This window comes from Streptomyces sp. JL2001, from assembly GCF_050917515.1.
Taxonomy (GTDB): domain Bacteria; phylum Actinomycetota; class Actinomycetes; order Streptomycetales; family Streptomycetaceae; genus Streptomyces.
Genome location: NZ_CP169421.1, coordinates 5929219 through 5947142, shown reverse-complemented (window position 1 = coordinate 5947142; position 17924 = coordinate 5929219). Strand labels below are relative to the sequence as shown.

The following is a 17924-nucleotide window of genomic DNA, read 5'->3' as shown; positions in this document are numbered from 1 at the left end:
CCACTTCTTCTCTTGCTCTGCTGCCCCGCTGCCCGTCCAACCTAATTGATCGGGACGGCCGACGAGGCGACGGCGACGGCGTGCCCACGCCGTCGTACGGCGGACTTCCGGCCGAAGTCCGCCGCGTGCCACCGCCGGGACACCGACGCCGTGGTGCCGGGTCAGTGGCCGCCGCGGTGCAGCCGTCCCGCGTAGCGGGCCTCCAGGACGGCGTTGCGCTCGTGACCGCCCGGCAGGTTGGCAGAGACGTAGATCGGCGGCTCGTGGCCCTCGGCGAGGAGCAGGGCGACCGCCTCGGCGACGACGGCCTGCACCAGGAGGGAGGAGGTGAGGGTGGAGATGCCGCAGAGCGCGCCGCCGTCGGGGAGCGGCAGCAGGGCGTCGCCGGTGGGGGCGCAGTTGTCGAGGACGGCGTCGGCCAGGTCGGCGAGCCGCCGGCCGCTCGGGTGGAGGGCGGGGACCGCGTGGGTGTGCTCCAGGGAGGTGAGGGCGACCAGCGGGTGGCCGGCGCCGGTGACCTTCAGGGCCAGGTCGACGACCGAGTTGTTGACGCCCGAGTTGGAGATGATCACGAACAGGTCCTGCGGGCGCGGGGTGGCCAGGGCGTAGAGCCGGTCGGCGAGGCCCGGGGAGCGCTCCAGGAGGGGGTCTGCCAGGACGGACGGGTCCTCGCCGCCGCGCAGGACGAGGTCGGCGAGGGCGATCCGGCTGGTGGGGACGAGTCCTCCGGCGCGGCCCGCGATCTCCAGGGCGGCGGCCTGGGAGTGCCCGGTGCCGAAGGCGTGGATCACCCCGTCGGCGGCGACGCAGTCCGCGAAGAGGCGTGCGACGGCGAGGACGGAGTCCTTGTTGGCGGCGACGGCCCGCTCGACGGCGGTGCGCGCGTGGTCGGCGAACAGGGCGGCGCCGAGGGAGGGTTGGGTCATGGCACGAGCCTCCGATGGTTCAGTGAACCGAGTAGCGTCGAGCGGGCTGAATCAATGAACCAGCGCCCGGGTGGCGCGTCAAGGGGGCCACAAAAAAGCCCGCGCGGCCGGGGACGGAGCCGGATCCGCGGCGACCGGGGGGAAGGCCGTGGGCCGCGGGTCACCCGCGGCCCCGCCCGCACCGCGCCCGGCGCTCAGCGCAGCAGCAGTCGCGCCAGGGACACCGCGCCCGCGACCCCGTCGGACACCGGGGAGGGGACGAGTCCCCGGACGGCCACACGCGCGGTCAGCCGGCCCAGCAGGGGTCCGCCCGGACCGATCAGTCCGCCCGTGACCACCAGGGGCTCGGCCGGACGGGGCGCCAACGCCGCCACGGTGGCGGCCAGTTCGTCCGCGGCGCGGTCGAGGAGCGTCCGGGCCACCTCGTCCCCGCCGTCCGCGGCCTCGACCACGAGCGGGCTCAGCGCCGCGAGCCGGACGGGATGGCCCGCGTACGCGTACCCGACGAGGGCCTCCCGGCTCGCGCCGCCGCACACCTCCCCCACCGGTCCGGCCAGCGCCGTGTCCGGACCCCGGCCGTCGAGCGACCGCAGCACGGCTCCCAGCGCCTCCCGCCCCAGCCAGAAGCCGCTGCCCCCGTCACCGAGCAGCCAGCCGTCGCCGTCCGCCACCCGCACGGCCCGCCGCCGCTCCACACGCGCGCCCGCGGCTCCCGTCCCGGCGATGAGGACGAGCCCGTCGGACGGGGTTCCGGGCCCCGCGGCGAAGGCGACCTCCGCGTCCCCCTGGACCGCGATCCGCGACGGCGTCACCCCGGCCGCGGCCAGCGCGCCGGCCAGGGCCGACCGCGCGTTCTCGTGGCCTCCACCGGGACCGCCGCCCGCGAATCCGGCCACCACGGCCGCGACCTCGCCGCCCCGCCCCGCGGGGACGGCGCCGGCCAGGGCCAGGGCCAGGTTCCGGACGAGGGCGTCCGGCGCGACGCTGAGCGCGTTGCCGGGGCCCGCCGCACCCTCCGAGAGCACCGTCCCGGTCGCCGCGTCGGCGAGCCGGGCCCTGATCCGCGTCCCGCCCGCGTCGATGCCGACGACGAGCCCCGCCTCCGCCTGAATCCCGGATTCGTTCATCAGCCCGCATGGTGGTTGATAGATTCACGCCGCGACAAGACCCCGCACAGCGCCGGACCGGAGTGAGGCCGCCATGATCACCGCACTGATCCGCTCCGAGCTGCCCCGGATGTCGGAGTCGCTGCGGAAGGTCGGCGCCTGGGTGCTCGACGACCCGCGCCGCGTGGCCGGCGTCTCCGCGGCCGAGCTGGGCCGGCGCACGGGGACCTCGCAGGCCACCGTGACCCGCTTCTGCCAGACCCTCGGCCTGGACTCGTACCAGGGGCTGCTGCTCGCCCTGGCCCAGGAGCAGGGCGAGCACGACCGGAGCGGGGAGGAGCGCCCCCTCGGCCCGGACATCGGGCCGGACGATCCGCTCGACCAGGTGGTCGCCGCCGTCGTGCGGGCCGACCTCCTGGCGCTCCGCCGGACCGCGGAGTCGCTGGATCCCGACGCCCTGGAGCGGGCCGCCCGGACTGTCGCCGAGGCCCGCCGGACGGACGTCTACGGCGTGGGCGCCTCCGGCGTGGTGGCCCTGGAGACCGAGGCCCGGCTCTTCGGCATCGGCCTCGACGCCCGGAGCTGGACGGAGGTCCACGCGGCGGAGACCTCGGCCGCGCTCCTGACCTCCGCGGACGCGGTCGTCGCGCTCTCCCACTCGGGGGCCACCCGCGAGGTCCTCGGGCCGCTGCGGCTGGCCGCCGAGCGGGGCGCCGCCACGATCGCGGTGACCGGCGACCCCCGCTCCCCCGTCGCCCGGGCCGCGGACGTCCACCTCACCTCGACCTCGGCCGAGACGGGCTTCCGGCACGGCGGCTTCGGGACGCGCCACTCGGTGCTGCTGATCCTGGACTGCCTCTATGCGCGCGTGGCGCAGCTGACCTATCCGCGGGCGACGGCCGCGCTGGCACTGACCGCGCATATCGCCGGAAAGCACCGCTGATTCGGCCGAAAACAGACGAACGGGCCCTGCCCGCGAACCGAGTTCGCGGGCAGGGCCCGTTCGTCACACCGTCACACCACGCTCAGATCTCGCCGCGCAGTTTGGCGAGCGCCTCGGCGAGGATCGCCTCGCCGTCGGCGTCGCTGCGCCGCTCACGCACGTACGCGAGGTGCGTCTTGTACGGCTCGGTGCGCGGCGGGTCCGGCGGGTTGTCCCGGTCCTGACCTGCCGGGAAGCCGCAGCGCGGGCAGTCCCACGTGTCCGGGACCTGCGCGTCACTGGCGAAGCTCGGCTGCGTCTCGTGCCCGTTCGAGCACCAGAAGGAGATGCGGAGGCGCGGTGCCGACTCGCCCCGCTCGGCCTCCCCCATCGGCCCCGCTCCGACCCGGCTTCCCCGGATCGCGTTGCCACTTGCCACGGTCGTAACTCCCTGCGTGATGGTGCTCGAAGATGCCCCAGTCTACGTAAGGCCCAACGCGCGTCCAGTGATTGGAGTTACAAAGTCCGCCCCTCAGGCATTCGCCTTCATCAGCAGGGCGAGTACGACAATGCACGCGAACCACAGCAGACCGACCACCACGGTGATCCGGTCCAGGTTGCGCTCGGCGACCGAGGAACCACCGACGGACGACTGCATTCCGCCGCCGAACATGTCGGAGAGGCCGCCGCCCTTCCCCTTGTGCATCAGCACGAGCAGCATCAGCAGCGCGCTGAAGACGATCAGGGCGATCGAGAACCCCATAACCACGGCTGGACCCTACTTCCTGGCAATTCCCGGACGGAGACGAACTACGGGGGCCGACAGGCGCTGCACGCCTGCTCGGCCCCCGCAAGGGTACGACGGATCGTCGCTACGGCATACTCACTGGTCGCGGAAGCGGACGATCTTGACGAACTCCTCGGCGTCCAGCGCGGCGCCGCCGACCAGGGCGCCGTCGACGTCCGGCTGCGCCATGATCGCGGCGACGTTGCCCGCCTTCACCGAGCCGCCGTACTGGATGCGGACCTTGTCGGCCAGCTCCTGGGAGTACAGCTCCGCGAGACGGCCGCGGATCGCGCCGCAGACCTCCTGCGCGTCCTCGGGGGTGGCCACCTCGCCGGTGCCGATGGCCCACACCGGCTCGTAGGCGATCACGATGGACTCGGCCTGCTCGGCCGGGACGTCCTTGAGGCCGCCGTCGAGCTGGCGCAGCGTGTGGGGGACCTGCTCGCCCGCCTTGCGGACGTCCAGGCCCTCGCCGACACACAGGATCGGGGTCAGGCCGTGCTTGAACGCGGCCTTGACCTTGGCGTTGCAGACCTCGTCGGACTCGGCGTGGTACTGCCGGCGCTCGGAGTGGCCCACGGCGACGTAGGTGCACTTCAGCTTGGCCAGCATCAGGCCCGAGATCTCACCGGTGTAGGCGCCGGAGTCCTGCGCCGAGATGTCCTGGGCGCCGTACTTGATCTTGAGCTTGTCGCCGTCGACCAGGGTCTGGACGGACCGCAGGTCGGTGAAGGGCGGCAGGACCGCGACCTCGACGGCGTCGTAGTCCTTCTCGGTGAGGGCGAAGGCGAGCTTCTGGACGTGTGCGATGGCCTCGAGGTGGTTGAGGTTCATCTTCCAGTTGCCCGCCATCAGCGGGGTACGCGAACTCACTTTTTCTCAGTCCTCCAGTGCGGCGAGGCCGGGGAGCGTCTTGCCCTCGAGGTATTCGAGGGAGGCGCCGCCGCCGGTCGAAATGTGGCCGAAGGCGTTCTCGTCGAAGCCCAGGATCCGGACCGCGGCGGCGCTGTCGCCACCGCCGACGACGGTGTAGGCGCTGCTGTCGACGAGGGCCTGGGCGACGGCGGCGGTGCCACCGGCGTAGTCGGGGTGCTCGAAGACACCGAGCGGACCGTTCCAGAAGACGGTCTCGGCGTCGGCGATCTTGGACGCGTAGAGCTCACGCGTCCTCGGGCCGATGTCGAGGCCCTCCTTCGTGGACGGGATCTTGTCGGCGTCGACGACCTCGAAGTCGGCCGGGGCCTTGGTCTTCAGGTCGGGGAACTCCGTGGAGACCAGCACGTCGACCGGGAGCACGAGCTCGACGCCGCTGTCCTCGGCCCGCTTCATGTACTCCTTGACGACCTCGACCTGGTCCTTCTGGAGCAGCGAGATGCCCACCTCGTAGCCCTTGGCGTAGAGGAAGGTGTACGCCATGCCGCCGCCGATCAGCAGGCGGTCGGCCTTGCCGAGCAGCTCGTCGATGACGGCGAGCTTGTCGGAGACCTTGGCGCCGCCGAGGACGACCACGTACGGCCGCTGGACCTCGGAGGTGAGCTTCTTCAGGACACCGACCTCGGTGGCGATCAGGTAGCCCGCGGCGTGCGGCAGGCGGGCCGGGAGGTCGAAGACCGAGGCGTGCTTGCGGTGGACGGCGCCGAAGCCGTCACCGACGTAGACGTCGGCGAGGGCGGCCAGCCGGTCGGCGAACGCGCCGCGCTCGGCGTCGTCCTTGGAGGTCTCGCCGGCGTTGAACCGGAGGTTCTCCAGCACGGCGACCCCGCCGTCGGCGAGGCCCCCGACGGTGGCGGTGGCGGACTCGCCGACCGTGTCGGTCGCGAACGCGACGTCGGCACCGAGGAGTTCACCCAGACGGGCGGCGGCCGGGGCGAGCGAGAACGCCGGGTCCGGGGCGCCCTTGGGCCGGCCGAGGTGCGAGGCCACCACGACGCGGGCGCCGGCACCGGCGAGCGCCTTGATCGTGGGGAGGACGGCGCGGATGCGGCCGTCGTCGGTGATGGTGGTGCCGTCGAGCGGCACGTTGAGGTCGGCGCGGACGAATACCCGCTTGCCGGCGACGCCTTCGGCGAGAAGCTCGTCGATCGTCTTCATCTTGTACTGACTCCTTGGAACGCGGTGGAGCACACGACACAGGGCTCGCACAGCGCGACGTTACGCTGTCCGAGCCCTGCGCTCACATCAAGGGGTGGCTGCCCTGGGGATCAGAGCTGGCCGCCGACAAAGACGGTGAGGTCGACGAGGCGGTTGGAGTAGCCCCACTCGTTGTCGTACCAGCCGAGGATCTTCACCGTGTTGCCCTCCTGGACCATGGTCAGGGAGGAGTCGAAGGTGCAGGAGGCCGGGTCGCTGACGATGTCCGAGGACACGATCTGGTCCTCGGTGTAGTACAGGATGCCCTTGAGGTCGCCGTCGTCGGCGGCCTTCTTGAATGCGGCGTTGACCTCGTCCTTGGTGACCTCGCGCTGGAGGGTCACGACCAGGTCGGTGGCGGAGCCGGTGGGGACCGGGACGCGCATGGCGATGCCGTCCAGCTTGCCCTTGAGCTGCGGGAGGACCAGGGCGGTGGCCTTCGCGGCACCGGTCGTGGTCGGGATGATGTTCTCCGCGGCGGCGCGGGCGCGGCGCAGGTCGGAGTGCGGGAAGTCCAGGATGCGCTGGTCGTTGGTGTACGCGTGGACCGTCGTCATCAGGCCCTTGACGATGCCGAAGTTCTCGTCCAGGACCTTGGCCATCGGCGCCACGCAGTTGGTGGTGCAGGAGGCGTTGGAGATGACGTGGTGCTGCGCCGGGTCGTACTTGTCCTGGTTGACGCCCATGACGATCGTGATGTCCTCGTCCTTGGCCGGAGCCGAGATGAGGACCTTCTTCGCGCCGCCGGCGATGTGCTTCTCGGCGTCGGCCTTCTTGGTGAAGATGCCGGTCGACTCGATGACGATGTCGACGCCCAGCTCACCCCAGGGGATGTCGGCCGGGTTGCGCTCGGAGAGCACCTTGATGGTGTGGCCGTCGACCGTGATGGTGTCGGCGGTGTGGGTGACCTCTGCCTTGAGGCGGCCCAGGATGGTGTCGTACTTCAGCAGATGCGCGGTGGTCGCGGTGTCACCCAGATCGTTGACAGCCACGATCTCGATGTCAGCACCCTGCTCCAGCAGCGCGCGGAAGTAGTTACGACCGATGCGGCCAAAGCCGTTGATGCCTACGCGGATCGTCACGAAACCGATCTCCTCGTTGGTACGCCGGTTTTCGACGCCGGCGAGTTCTATTTGGGATGTCCCCGACCGCTTACGACCCTACCCCCCCGAAAGGCGGGGGGTGACATTGAGCGCACCGCCGCTCATAAGGGAACGGCGGCGGCCCGCACCTACTCACGGGTACGGGCTGCCCGGGGTCGTATGACCCGATGTATCCCGGTCAGCGGCGCAGGGACCCGAGCGCCTTTCCGATGATCTTTTTGCGCTCCGCCGCGCTCCCCACGTGCTCCAGACCGAAGCCGAGGAGCACGGTGTCACGCGTGGTGACGGCCGCCTGGGAGTGGAAGAGCCCTGCCGAGCGCGCCCAGTCGCTGCCGTTCCCGGGGCTGCCGGCCGGCGGGCCCGCCACGGACCAGGCGCCCAGCGCCGTCTCGAACCCCTCGCCGCCGCTCGGCGTGCCGCCGACGAAGAGCGCGGTGTCGTCGACGAAGGCGCCCATCTCGCCCGTTCCCGGGTCGGAGATGTAGGAGATCGAGAGCTCGACCTGCTTGCCCGCGTAGGCGCTCAGGTCGACCGACGCCTGCCGCCAGCCGTTGGACGGGCCGGTGAAGGCGTGCCAGGAACCGGTGGTGCCGGTGGTGGTGCAGCCGTCCTCGCCCACGGTCAGGTAGTGCCCGAGGAAGGGGTGGCCGGCCACGTAGTAGCCCTCGCCGCAGTCGGCCGGGGCGGCGTCGGACGTGCCGCCGTTGGCGTCGGGCAGCGTCGTCCAGTCGTCCTGGCCCACGGTGTGCGCCTCGACGACGAGGTTGTCGTAGCCCCTCTCGGTGTCGTAGCTGACCTGGAACCGCATGGTCGGCGCGGCGGCGGCCGTGACGCCGGCGAGGTCGACGGTCCGGCTGAGCCGGGTCCAGGTGTCGTCGGAGTGGCGCGCGGCGGCGAAGTATCCGCCCTCGTAGGGCTCGAAGGGGGTGCGGATGCCCGGGTAGTCGCCCGCGGAGGAGCTGCGGAACTGCGGGAACTGCGCCGGCTTCAGCGTGTCCGAGGTGACGGTGTACGCCCCGGCGTCGTCCAGCGGGTTGTCCGCGGCGGCGCCGAGCGTCGCCCGGGTCCCCCCGAATCCGCCGGATCCGGCGAAGGCGGGCGGGCTCTGCAGCCCGGCGCGGTGGTAGGCGCCGAGGTAGTACTGGGCGAAGTCGTTGGACTCGGCGCGGCCGATGTCGACGAACCCGCCGGACTTCTCGCCCGCGTCGATCAGCTTGCCGCCCTCGTTGAGGTAGTCGCGCACGGCGAGCATGCTCGGTCCGGACGGCTGCTCGGCGCCGGTGTACCAGACGACCGTGCGGAAGTGGCTCAGCACGCCGAGCGGGTGGGGCGCGCCCTGGGTGGCGACGTCCCAGACGGCGGCGCGGTGGCCGTTGTCGGCGAGCGCCTTCACGTAGGCGGCGGTGTGCCGCGCGGCGGCCGTGCCGCCCTCCTCGGCGAGGACGAGGACGTCCCCGCGGGGGCGCTCGGCCACCTTGTACGTGAACGGGGTGGACGTGGTCGCCTTCCCGTCCTGGGTGCGGGCCGTGAACCAGACCTCGACGGTGTCGCCGGGTGCGGCGCCCTCGACCTCGGCCCGGTACTGGTCGAAGTAGAGGTTGTCCTCGCCGCCGTAGGTCTCGCCGCCCTTCCACGCCCGCAGTCCCTCGGTGTGCGTGCGGCCGCCGTTGACGCGGTACCTGAGCTGCTTGCCCTTCAGGGACCGGCGGGCGGTGACGGAGACCTCCTGGTCGCCGCCGCGGGCGTAGGAGGTGGCGAAGGTGTTCGGGGTGAAGTCGGGGGCGTCGAGGCCGGTGACGGAGACGGGCCGGTCCGGACGGGCGGCGGTCTCGGCGACGGCCAGCGCGAAGGGCACGTTCTTGGCGAACTCCGCCTGGATCAGCTTCTCGTCGTCCGGGAAGGTGAAGACGGAGGCGCAGTCGGCCGCCTCCCAGGCGTCGTTCGGGTCGACGCGCGCCGCGGTGGCGCAGGTCGACATCTCCGGGGTGAACATCTGCATCCCGTTGACGTTGGCCGCGTGTCCGTCGGCCTCGCCGTTGGTGGTGTAGAGCTCGGAGGAGACCTGCGGCCGGTAGCCGGGGACGGCCGACTTCTGCGGGGTGCCGGCGAGCGCCTTGAGGGCGATGTCGTCGGGGGTGTCGGTGGCGACCTGCCAGCCCACGCCGTAGAGCAGGAGCTGGGCGGCCGAGTGGTAGTTGATCCCGTACCGGAAGCCGATGCGCTTCTGGAACGCGTCGAGCGCCTTCGTCTCGGGCTCGGACATCGGGCCGGTACCGCGGAAGGTCTCGTCGGCCGGATCGGGCGACGAACCCTCGTTGTCGTAGCCCCACTTGTAGGCGAAGTTGCGGTTGAGGTCGACGCCGTCGCCGGACCCGAAGCGGCCGTCGCCGTCGTTGTCGCGCAGGTTCTTGCGCCACTGGCGGTTCGCGGGGTCGGCGTGGGTGTAGTCGTAGCCGTCCGGGTTGGCGGAGAGGACGAACCACAGCTCGGTGGTGTCGACGATCCTGGTGACCCGGGCGTCCTTGCCGTAGCCGTCGAGGTAGTGGTGCATCAGCCGCCGGGTCATCTCGGGGGTGATCCACTCACGGGCGTGCTGGTTGGACATGTAGAGCGTGGCGGGACGGGATCCGTCCTTGGTCTTCCTGGCGCCCCGGCTGACCTTGAGGGCGAGGATGTCCTGGCCCTTGACCGTCTTGCCGATGGAGACGACCTTGGTGAGGTCCGGATGGTCCTGGGCGGTGGCCAGGATCTCCCGCTTGAGGCCGTTCTCGCCTCCGTACGGGCGGAAGACGCCGTCGCCCGCGGCGGCCACCCGCCGCTCGGCCCGGGCGGAGAGGGTGTGCTCGGCGAGTTCGACACCCTTGGCCCGCAGCTGTCCGGCCTGGCGTTCGGTGAGCTGCAGCTCCAGCGTGGCGGAGCCCTTCTCCGGCACCTGCTCGGTCAGCTCGTGGGCGTCGGTGCCCGCTTCGAGGAGCAGCGGCACCTGCTCCTTGCGGATCTCGGCCCGCCACACGGAGAGGGCTTCGCCGTCGGCGCCGTGGGAGAGGTCGTTCGGTTCCGCCCCGGCGACGGGTGCCATCGCCAGTCCGGCCATCAGCAGTGAAGCCGCGGCGAGGATCGATCCCGCTCTGCGTCTCATAAGCCCCCCTTGCTGTCGTCTGCCACGAAAATGAACAGACGACAGGCTCTTGGGAGCCCATGGCCATGTCAAGAGCGCGTACGGCGCGTCGCGCGAAGGCGGCGAAAAGCCGCTGCCGGTGCCTCAGAAAGGCACCGGCAGGGGCGAGTTGTCCGATGTCCCGGCCGGAAGGGGCGGGCGGGCGGGCGGAAAGACCTAGCCGACGAGGCTGTCGTCGAGCTCCTCGCTGAGGTTGGACTCGGTCCCGGGGATGCCCAGGTCCTGGGCCCGCTTGTCGGCCATGGCGAGCAGGCGGCGGATCCGGCCCGCGACCGCGTCCTTGGTCAGCGGCGGGTCGGCGAGCGCGCCCAGCTCCTCCAGGGAGGCCTGCTTGTGCTCCATCCGCAGCCGGCCCGCGGCGGCGAGGTGCTCGGGCACCTCGTCCGCCAGGATCTCAAGCGCGCGCTGTACCCGCGCTCCGGCGGCGACGGCCGCGCGGGCCGAGCGGCGCAGGTTGGCGTCGTCGAAGTTGGCCAGGCGGTTGGCGGTGGCGCGGACCTCGCGGCGCATCCGCCGCTCCTCCCAGGCCAGCACCGACTCGTGGGCGCCGAGCCGGGTCAGCAGGGCGCCGATCGCGTCCCCGTCCCGGACGACGACCCGGTCCACACCGCGCACCTCACGGGCCTTCGCGGCGATGCTCAGCCGGCGCGCGGCACCGACCAGGGCCAGCGCGGCCTCCGGACCGGGGCAGGTGACCTCCAGGGAGGACGAGCGTCCCGGCTCCGTCAGCGAGCCGTGGGCGAGGAAGGCACCGCGCCACGCCGCCTCGGCGTCGCAGGTGGCACCGGAGACGACCTGCGGGGGCAGCCCCCGGATCGGCCGGCCGCGGCCGTCGACGAGACCGGTCTGCCGGGCCAGCTGGTCGCCGCCCGCCACCACGCGGACGACGAACCGGGAGCCGCGCCGCAGCCCGCCGGGGGCCATCACGATCAGCTCCGAGCTGTGCCCGAAGATCTCCAGGATGTCGCGCTTGAGGCGGCGGGCCGCCATCGCGGTGTCCAGCTCCGCCTCGATCACGATCCGGCCGCTCACCAGGTGCAGCCCGCCCGCGAACCGCAGGATCGACGAGACCTCTGCCTTCCTGCAGCAGGTCCGGGTGACGGGAAGCCGGGAGATCTCGTCCTTCACCGCTGCCGTCATCGCCATGGGCCGATCCTTCCATGCATCCGAAAAATACGGTCGTACGCGGCGGCCAACAGCTCCGGATCGTGCTTCGGGAGCCCGTCGGCGCGGGCGACCGGCGCCAGCTCGACCGCGGCACCGAACCGCTTGGCGGCGTCGGCGAGGGATTCGCGGTCGGGCACGGCGGCCTCGTCGGCCAGCACCACGTCCAACGCGAGTTTAGGGGCGTGTCGTCCCAAAACCTCCAAATGACGCTGCGGAGAGAACCCCTCGGTTTCTCCCGGCTGCGGCGCGAGGTTGAGCGAGAGCACCCGGCGGGCCTTGGTCTCCGTCAGGGCGTCGAGCAGTTCGGGGACGAGCAGGTGCGGAATCACCGACGAGAACCAGGAGCCCGGCCCCAGGACCACCCAGTCCGCGTCGAGGACCGCGGCGACCGCCTCGGGCACGGCGGGCGGGTCGTTCGGGACGAGGTGGACCGACTGCACCTCGCCGGGCGTGAGCGCCACGGTCGCCTGGCCGCGCACCGTGTCCACGTCGTCCGGGCGCGCCGGATCGTGCCCCCTGACCAGGGCCTGGAGCTCCAGCGGGACGGCGGACATGGGCAGCACCCGGCCGTGCGCGCCGAGCAGCTTGCCGACCAGGTCCAGGGCCTGGACGTGGTCGCCCAGCTGCTCCCACAGGGCGACGATCAGCAGGTTGCCGACCGCGTGCTCGTGCAGGTCGCCCTTGGACTGGAAGCGGTGCTGGATGACCCGGGCCCAGGTCTGGCCCCAGTCGTCGTCGCCGCACAGCGCCGCGAGCGCCTTGCGCAGGTCGCCGGGCGGCAGCACGCCCAGCTCCTCGCGGAGCCGGCCGCTGGAGCCGCCGTCGTCGGCGACGGTGACCACGGCGGTGAGGTCACCGGTGATCCGGCGCAGGGCGGCGAGGGAGGCCGACAGGCCCATGCCCCCGCCGAGGGCGACGACCTTGGGCTGGGCGCCGCGCCTGCGGAGCGTACGCACCGAAAGGGTGGACGTACGCCGGCGGTAGGGCTTCACTCGCGCCCCATGTCCCGGTGGACGACGACGGTCTCGACCCCTTCCGCGGCGAGGCGGGCGGCGAGCTTCTCGGACGTGGCGACGGAGCGGTGCTTGCCGCCCGTGCAGCCGACGGCGATCGTCACGTACCGCTTGCCCTCGCGGCGGTAGCCGGCGGCGATCAGCTGGAGGAGCTCGGTGTAGCGGTCGAGGAACTCCTTGGCGCCCGGCTGGTTGAAGACGTAGGCCGACACCTCCTCGTTGAGGCCGGTGAACGGCCGCAGCTCGGGGACCCAGTGCGGGTTGGGGAGGAAGCGCATGTCGACGACGAGGTCGGCGTCGACGGGCAGCCCGTACTTGAATCCGAACGACATGACCGTGGCCCGCAGCTCCGGCTCCTCGTCGCCGGCGAACTGGGCGTCCATCTTGGCGCGCAGTTCGTGGACGTTGAGGCTGGAGGTGTCGATGACCAGGTCGGCGTCGCCGCGCAGCTCGCGCAGCAGGTCCCGCTCGGCGGCGATGCCGTCGGTGATCCGGCCGTCGCCCTGGAGGGGGTGGGGCCTGCGGACCGACTCGAAGCGCCGGACCAGGGCCTCGTCGGAGGACTCCAGGAAGACGATCCGGCGGGTGACCTGCTGGGCGTCGAGGGCGGCGAGGGATTCCCGCAGGGCGTCGAAGAACTGCCGGCCGCGGACGTCCACGACGACGGCGATCCGGGCGACGTTGCCCTGGGAGCGTGCGCCGAGCTCCACCATGGTGGGGATCAGCGCGGGCGGCAGGTTGTCGACGACGAACCAGCCGAGGTCCTCCAGGCACTTGGCCGCGGTGGACCGGCCGGCGCCGGACATGCCGGAGATGATGACCAGCTCGGGGATGGCCGCGTCGGCGGTCTCGCCGGCCTCCTTCGTGCTCGTACTCACGTGTCCTGCTCCGTCTTCTCGGTCGTGCGTGTCGTGCTCGTCGTGCGCGTCGTGTTCATCGTGCCGGTCGTGCGTGGTCATGCGGTCGTGCCCCCGTCGTCTTCAATGATCTCTCCTGTTGCCGTATTCACGGCAGGTGCGGCCGGGGCCGCCTGCGCGAGGGCCACCGCCACGGCCTCGGCCGTCTTGCGGCCCATGCCGGGGACCTCGCAGATCTGCTCGATTGTCGCCTGTCGCAGCCGCTTCACCGAGCCGAAATGCTTGATCAACGCCTGTTTGCGGGTGTCTCCGAGGCCGGGGACGGCGTCCAGGGGGCTGGTCCTGACGCGCTTGTTCCGCTTCGAGCGCTGGTAGCGGATGGCGAAGTCGTGAGCCGTGTCACGTACCCGCTGAAGGAGGTACAGGCCCTCGCTGGAGCGGGGCAGGACCACCGGGTCGTCGTCGCCCGGCAGCCAGACCTCCTCCAGGCGCTTGGCGAGCCCGCAGACGGCGATGTCGTCGATGCCGAGCTCGTCGAGGGCGCGCCGGGCCGCCGCGACCTGGGGCTGCCCGCCGTCGACGACGACGAGCTGGGGCGGGTAGGCGAAGCGCTTGGGGCGGCCGTCGTCGGCGGGGACCTCGCCCGTGGCGCCGAGGTCGGTGCCGTTCGTCCGGTGCGGTCCGCCGGCGGCCGTGGCCTCGCCGGCCCCGGCCGGGACCGTGGCGTCCGCACCGCCGGGAGCGGCGCTCTCGTCCTCGGTGACCCCCTCGGGTCCCCACTCCCCCGTCCTCTCCTTCTCGGCGAGGTAGCGCTTGAAGCGGCGGCTGATCACCTCGTGCATCGAGCGGACGTCGTCCTGCCCCTCGAAGCCCTTGATCTGGAAGCGGCGGTACTCGCTCTTGCGGGGCAGGCCGTCCTCGAAGACGACCATGGAGGCCACGACGTCGTCGCCCTGGAGGTGCGAGATGTCGAAGCACTCGATCCGCAGCGGCGCGGAGTCCAGGTCCAGCGCCTCGGCGATCTCCTCCAGGGCCCGCGAGCGGGTGGTGAGGTCGCTGGCCCGCTTGGTCTTGTGCAGCACGAGGGCCTGCTGGGCGTTGCGCGCGACGGTCTCCATGAGGTCCTTCTTGTCGCCGCGCTGCGGGACGCGCAGCGAGACCCCGGACCCCCTGCGGCCGGCGAGCCACAGGGTGACGGCCTCCGCGTCCTCGGGCAGGGTCGGGACGAGAACCTCCTTGGGGACCGCGTCGCCGCTCTCCTCCCCGTACAGCTGCTGGAGGGCGTGCTCGACGAGCCCGGCCGTGGACACGGCCTCGACCTTGTCGGTGACCCAGCCGCGCTGTCCGCGCACGCGTCCGCCGCGTACGTGGAAGATCTGGACGGCGGCCTCCAGCTCGTCCTCGGCGAGCGCGATCAGGTCGGCGTCGGTGGCGTCGGCGAGGACGACGGCGTTCTTCTCCATCGCCCGGCGCAGGGCCCCTATGTCGTCCCGCAGGCGCCCCGCCCGCTCGTACTCCATCTCCTCGGCCGCCGCCATCATCTGCTTCTCCAGACGGCGGATGTAGGTGCCGGTGCGGCCGGCCATGAAGTCGCAGAACTCCTCGGCCAGTTCGCGGTGCTCCTCGGGCGTCGTGCGGCCGACGCAGGGGGCGGAGCACTTGCCGATGTAGCCGAGGAGGCAGGGCCGGCCGGCGGAGGCGGCGTTGCGGAAGACACCGGCGGAGCAGGTGCGGACGGGGAAGACGCGGAGCATCAGGTCGACGGTCTCGCGGATCGCCCAGGCGTGCGCGTACGGCCCGAAGTAGCGCACGCCCTTCTTCTTGTGGCCCCGCATGACCTGGACCCGCGGGAACTCCTCGTTCAGGGTCACCGCGAGGTACGGGTAGCTCTTGTCGTCCCGGTACTTGACGTTGAACCGGGGGTCGAACTCCTTGATCCAGGAGTACTCCAGCTGCAGCGCCTCGACCTCGGTCGAGACGACCGTCCACTCCACCGAGGCGGCGGTGGTCACCATGGTGGCCGTGCGCGGGTGCAGGCTCGCGAGCGGCTGGAAGTAGTTGGCCAGCCGCTGCCGCAGGGACTTCGCCTTCCCGACGTAGATCACCCGGCGGTGCTCGTCGCGGAATTTGTAGACCCCGGGCGAGTCGGGGATCTGTCCCGGCTTGGGGCGGTAGCTGGAGGGGTCGGCCATGCTCCCCACCCTACTGGCGGGAACCGACACTCAGGGCGGGCACGCTCGTTGGCGGAGCATGACGGACAGGATGCCGGGACGGCTGACGGACCAGGTGTGTGTGATCACGGGCGCGGCGAGCGGGATCGGGCGCGCGACGGCGCTGCGGTTCCTCCGGGAGGGGGCGCGGGTCGTCGCCGCGGACGTGGACGCGGGCCGGCTCGCGGACCTCGGCGAGGAGGCCGCGGCGACCGGGGCGGGCGGGCCGGACGGTCTGGTGACGGTGACCGGGGACGTCTCGCGGGACGAGGACGCGCGGCGGATGATCTCCACGGCCGTGGAGCGCTTCGGGCGGATCGACGTCCTGGTGGCGAACGCGGGGGTGATCCCGCTGATGGACGTCACGGAGGCGACCGCGGACGACTGGGACCGGGTGATGGCGGTCGACGGCAGGGGCATGTTCCTCACCTGCAAGTACGCGGTCGAAGCGATGGCCGCGCAGGGGGGCGGGGCGATCGTGTGCACGTCGTCGGTCTCGGGCGAGGCGGGGCAGGCGCGGCAGGCTGTCTACGGCCCGGCGAAGTTCGTGGCCAGCGGTCTGACCAAGCACCTGGCGGTGGAATGGGCGTCGCGGGGGATCCGGGTGAACGCGGTGGCGCCGGGCACGATCGCGACGGAGCGGGTCGCGGCGGTACGGGACGAGCCGGGCGGCGCCGCGTATCTGGAGGAGGTCCTGCGCATGCACCCGATGGCCCGGCTCGGCGAGCCGGCGGAGGTGGCGGCGGCGATCCTCTTCCTCGCCTCGCCCGAGGCCTCGTTCGTCACGGGCGCGGTCCTGCCGGTGGACGGCGGCTACCTGGCCCGGTGACGGCCCCGCGGGGCCGGTGACAGGGGCGGATGCGGGCACGCAGCGACGCGCGGCCCCCGAGAGGAGTGCGCGGGACGGCGCGGAGACCCGTCCGGCCCGGTGCACGGGCGCACGCGGATGACACGGCTCCGCCGGAGCCGGCGCGTCCGGCGGAGCCGTGTTCCCGGTCCCCGTCCCGGCCGGGACCGCCGGGACGGGGACCGGGGAACCGGGCCCCGGGACGACCGGGGTCGTCCCGGGGGTGGGGCTCCGCGCGGCGGTCCCGGCGGCTTCGGGACCGCCGCGCGGGGCCGGCGCGGTCAGCCGGCGGTCTCCCGGCGGCGACGGCGGGCGGCCGCCGCCAGCAGGGACAGCGCCAGGACCGCGCCCGCGCCCGCCGTCGCGGAGGCCGTCGTGAGCAGCGGCTCCTCGGCGGGGGCAGGGGAGGGGGTGCCGTAGCCGCCGGCCGCGCCCTTCCCCGCGTAGGCCGAGCCGGGCAGCTTGTCGCCGTAGGCCGCCGCGACCCGGGCCCGGTAGGCGGCCAGGCTCGTGCCGTTCCGGCCGACCGCCCGCAGGGCGTCCTCGTCGAGGGGCAGCACCTTCGCTCCCCTCTGGACGTACCAGGCGTCGATCTGCGGTTCCCGGAAGACGATCCCGCCGGGCATGGCCCGCGCCCCCTGGGCGGTGTAGCGGGTCTCGTCGTCCCCGGTGGCGATGTTCACCACCTGCCAGGCGCCGTCCGGCCCCCGCACGGTCCACAGCGAGGCCGTCCGGCCGTCCGGGGCCACCGCCTTGCTGGCGTGGAACTCGACCCGGGCCACCGGGGCGCCCGCCTTCCCCGCGACGAAGTCCGGGGAGAGCACGCGCACCGGCACCGCCGCGCCCTCGATCCGCGGCCGGGCGGCCGAGCGGGCCCGGGCGCCGTCCCGGGCGAAGAACCGGGAGAGCGTGTCCAGGGTCGCCGGGGCCGAGGCGGCCTGGTCGGGGCCGGCGGCCGGCGGGACCGGGACGCCGGGCTCGGCGGCGGCCGGCACCGCTCCCAGGGCGACGAGGCAGGCGGCGGACAGCAGCCCGGCCGCCGCGGCACGTCCGTACGTCATCGTCGTCACGCCCCTATCCGGTAGAGCGAGTGGGTCCAGGAGAAGGAGCCGTTGTTCACGTACCAGGCGTGCGAGGCCCAGTTGTAGCGGTCGCTGGAGGGCCAGGGATCGCCCCAGTAGACCCAGCCGGAGGCGTCGTCGTAGCCGTAGACCACGTGCATGTGGCCACCGCCGCTCGACCACTGGATCCGGGTCTCGATCGGGCGGTCGGCGTTGATCTCGCTCTGCACGGTCGCGTAGCGCAGCCAGCCGTTGACGTACGAGCCCGGGTTGATGCCGGCCCAGCTCAGACCGGTCTGCACGTTCCCGAGCGTGGCCTGGTTGTTGGGGCAGTCGTATCCCTGCTGACGGTTGAAGGCGGCGTTGCAGAACTGGTTCTGGGTGTAGGTGCGGCCGAACCAGGTGGCGATGGTGTTGCCGGCGGCGGCCCAGCACCAGTTCGTCTTCTGCTGGGCCTGCATGGTGATGTTCAGGCGCTTGGAGGCGAGGGCGGAGGCGTCGCCGTTCGCCGGGGCGGCGGCGGCCGGGGTGGTGGGGACGAGGAAGAAGAGGGCGGCGGCGAGTGCCGCGAGGGACGGATTTCTGCTGCGCATCGCGTTCCTCCCGAGGCGGGGGGG

Annotated in this window: 16 protein-coding genes; 2 read left to right on the top strand and 14 right to left on the bottom strand. The window is 72.5% G+C overall.

What is annotated here, in order from left to right:
• Nucleotides 1–161: 161 nt before the first annotated feature.
• Together ACE1OA_RS26520 and ACE1OA_RS26515 are read right to left on the bottom strand one after the other, a co-directional pair.
• The gene (locus tag ACE1OA_RS26520) at nucleotides 162–926 is read right to left on the bottom strand and encodes a sugar isomerase domain-containing protein (protein ID WP_432753495.1); all 765 of its coding nucleotides are present in this window, start codon (nucleotides 924–926) and stop codon (nucleotides 162–164) included.
• Nucleotides 927–1120: 194 nt separating this feature from the next.
• On the bottom strand, nucleotides 1121–2053 hold the full coding sequence (locus ACE1OA_RS26515) for an N-acetylglucosamine kinase (RefSeq protein ID WP_356607985.1): 933 nt from the start codon (nucleotides 2051–2053) through the stop codon (nucleotides 1121–1123).
• 73 nt (nucleotides 2054–2126) lie between these two features.
• Between ACE1OA_RS26515 and ACE1OA_RS26510 the strand changes: the two genes are divergently transcribed.
• Nucleotides 2127–2975: a MurR/RpiR family transcriptional regulator gene (locus ACE1OA_RS26510; protein WP_356607987.1), complete on the top strand. Its 849-nt coding sequence runs from the start codon at nucleotides 2127–2129 to the stop codon at nucleotides 2973–2975.
• An 82-nt stretch (nucleotides 2976–3057) separates the two neighbouring features.
• Here the strand turns inward: ACE1OA_RS26510 and ACE1OA_RS26505 are convergent, their stop codons facing one another.
• The 10 genes from ACE1OA_RS26505 to uvrC form a co-directional block, all read right to left on the bottom strand.
• Nucleotides 3058–3393, bottom strand: coding sequence for an RNA polymerase-binding protein RbpA (locus ACE1OA_RS26505; RefSeq protein WP_003957010.1), 336 nt, complete (start codon nucleotides 3391–3393; stop codon nucleotides 3058–3060).
• 93 nt (nucleotides 3394–3486) lie between these two features.
• Nucleotides 3487–3717, bottom strand: coding sequence for a preprotein translocase subunit SecG (gene secG, locus ACE1OA_RS26500; RefSeq protein ID WP_187282733.1), 231 nt, complete (start codon nucleotides 3715–3717; stop codon nucleotides 3487–3489).
• Between the two features lie 120 nt (nucleotides 3718–3837).
• Complete coding sequence (tpiA, locus tag ACE1OA_RS26495; RefSeq protein ID WP_356607989.1) at nucleotides 3838–4614, bottom strand: triose-phosphate isomerase; 777 nt, start codon at nucleotides 4612–4614, stop codon at nucleotides 3838–3840.
• Between the two features lie 6 nt (nucleotides 4615–4620).
• Nucleotides 4621–5832, bottom strand: coding sequence for a phosphoglycerate kinase (locus tag ACE1OA_RS26490; protein ID WP_356778793.1), 1212 nt, complete (start codon nucleotides 5830–5832; stop codon nucleotides 4621–4623).
• Between the two features lie 110 nt (nucleotides 5833–5942).
• Nucleotides 5943–6953, bottom strand: a complete 1011-nt coding sequence (gap, locus tag ACE1OA_RS26485) for a type I glyceraldehyde-3-phosphate dehydrogenase (RefSeq protein WP_147977485.1) — start codon at nucleotides 6951–6953, stop codon at nucleotides 5943–5945.
• Nucleotides 6954–7152: 199 nt separating this feature from the next.
• Nucleotides 7153–10113 carry a M14 family zinc carboxypeptidase gene (locus ACE1OA_RS26480; protein ID WP_432753494.1) on the bottom strand — a complete coding sequence of 987 codons (2961 nt, stop codon included), beginning with the start codon at nucleotides 10111–10113 and terminating at the stop codon, nucleotides 7153–7155.
• Nucleotides 10114–10308: 195 nt separating this feature from the next.
• Nucleotides 10309–11298 (bottom strand): DNA-binding protein WhiA, encoded by a 990-nt coding sequence (whiA, locus tag ACE1OA_RS26475; RefSeq protein WP_147977487.1) that lies wholly within the window; start codon nucleotides 11296–11298, stop codon nucleotides 10309–10311.
• Nucleotides 11289–12311 (bottom strand): gluconeogenesis factor YvcK family protein, encoded by a 1023-nt coding sequence (locus ACE1OA_RS26470; protein WP_147977488.1) that lies wholly within the window; start codon nucleotides 12309–12311, stop codon nucleotides 11289–11291. The genes whiA and ACE1OA_RS26470 overlap by 10 nt, the downstream gene beginning before the upstream one ends.
• A complete protein-coding gene (gene rapZ / locus ACE1OA_RS26465) occupies nucleotides 12308–13291 on the bottom strand; it encodes an RNase adapter RapZ (protein WP_356607998.1) in 984 nt (327 codons plus the stop codon). The genes ACE1OA_RS26470 and rapZ overlap by 4 nt, the downstream gene beginning before the upstream one ends.
• The gene (gene uvrC, locus ACE1OA_RS26460; RefSeq protein ID WP_356608000.1) at nucleotides 13288–15381 is read right to left on the bottom strand and encodes an excinuclease ABC subunit UvrC; all 2094 of its coding nucleotides are present in this window, start codon (nucleotides 15379–15381) and stop codon (nucleotides 13288–13290) included. The genes rapZ and uvrC overlap by 4 nt, the downstream gene beginning before the upstream one ends.
• Before the next feature lie 58 nt (nucleotides 15382–15439).
• Between uvrC and ACE1OA_RS26455 the strand changes: the two genes are divergently transcribed.
• The gene (locus tag ACE1OA_RS26455; protein WP_356608002.1) at nucleotides 15440–16228 is read left to right on the top strand and encodes an SDR family NAD(P)-dependent oxidoreductase; all 789 of its coding nucleotides are present in this window, start codon (nucleotides 15440–15442) and stop codon (nucleotides 16226–16228) included.
• A 299-nt stretch (nucleotides 16229–16527) separates the two neighbouring features.
• Here ACE1OA_RS26455 and ACE1OA_RS26450 read toward each other — a convergent pair whose 3' ends face one another.
• Complete coding sequence (locus ACE1OA_RS26450; RefSeq protein WP_384874633.1) at nucleotides 16528–17307, bottom strand: hypothetical protein; 780 nt, start codon at nucleotides 17305–17307, stop codon at nucleotides 16528–16530.
• A gap of 5 nt (nucleotides 17308–17312) precedes the next feature.
• Nucleotides 17313–17900 (bottom strand): papain-like cysteine protease family protein, encoded by a 588-nt coding sequence (locus ACE1OA_RS26445; protein ID WP_356608005.1) that lies wholly within the window; start codon nucleotides 17898–17900, stop codon nucleotides 17313–17315.
• Nucleotides 17901–17924: the final 24 nt, after the last annotated feature.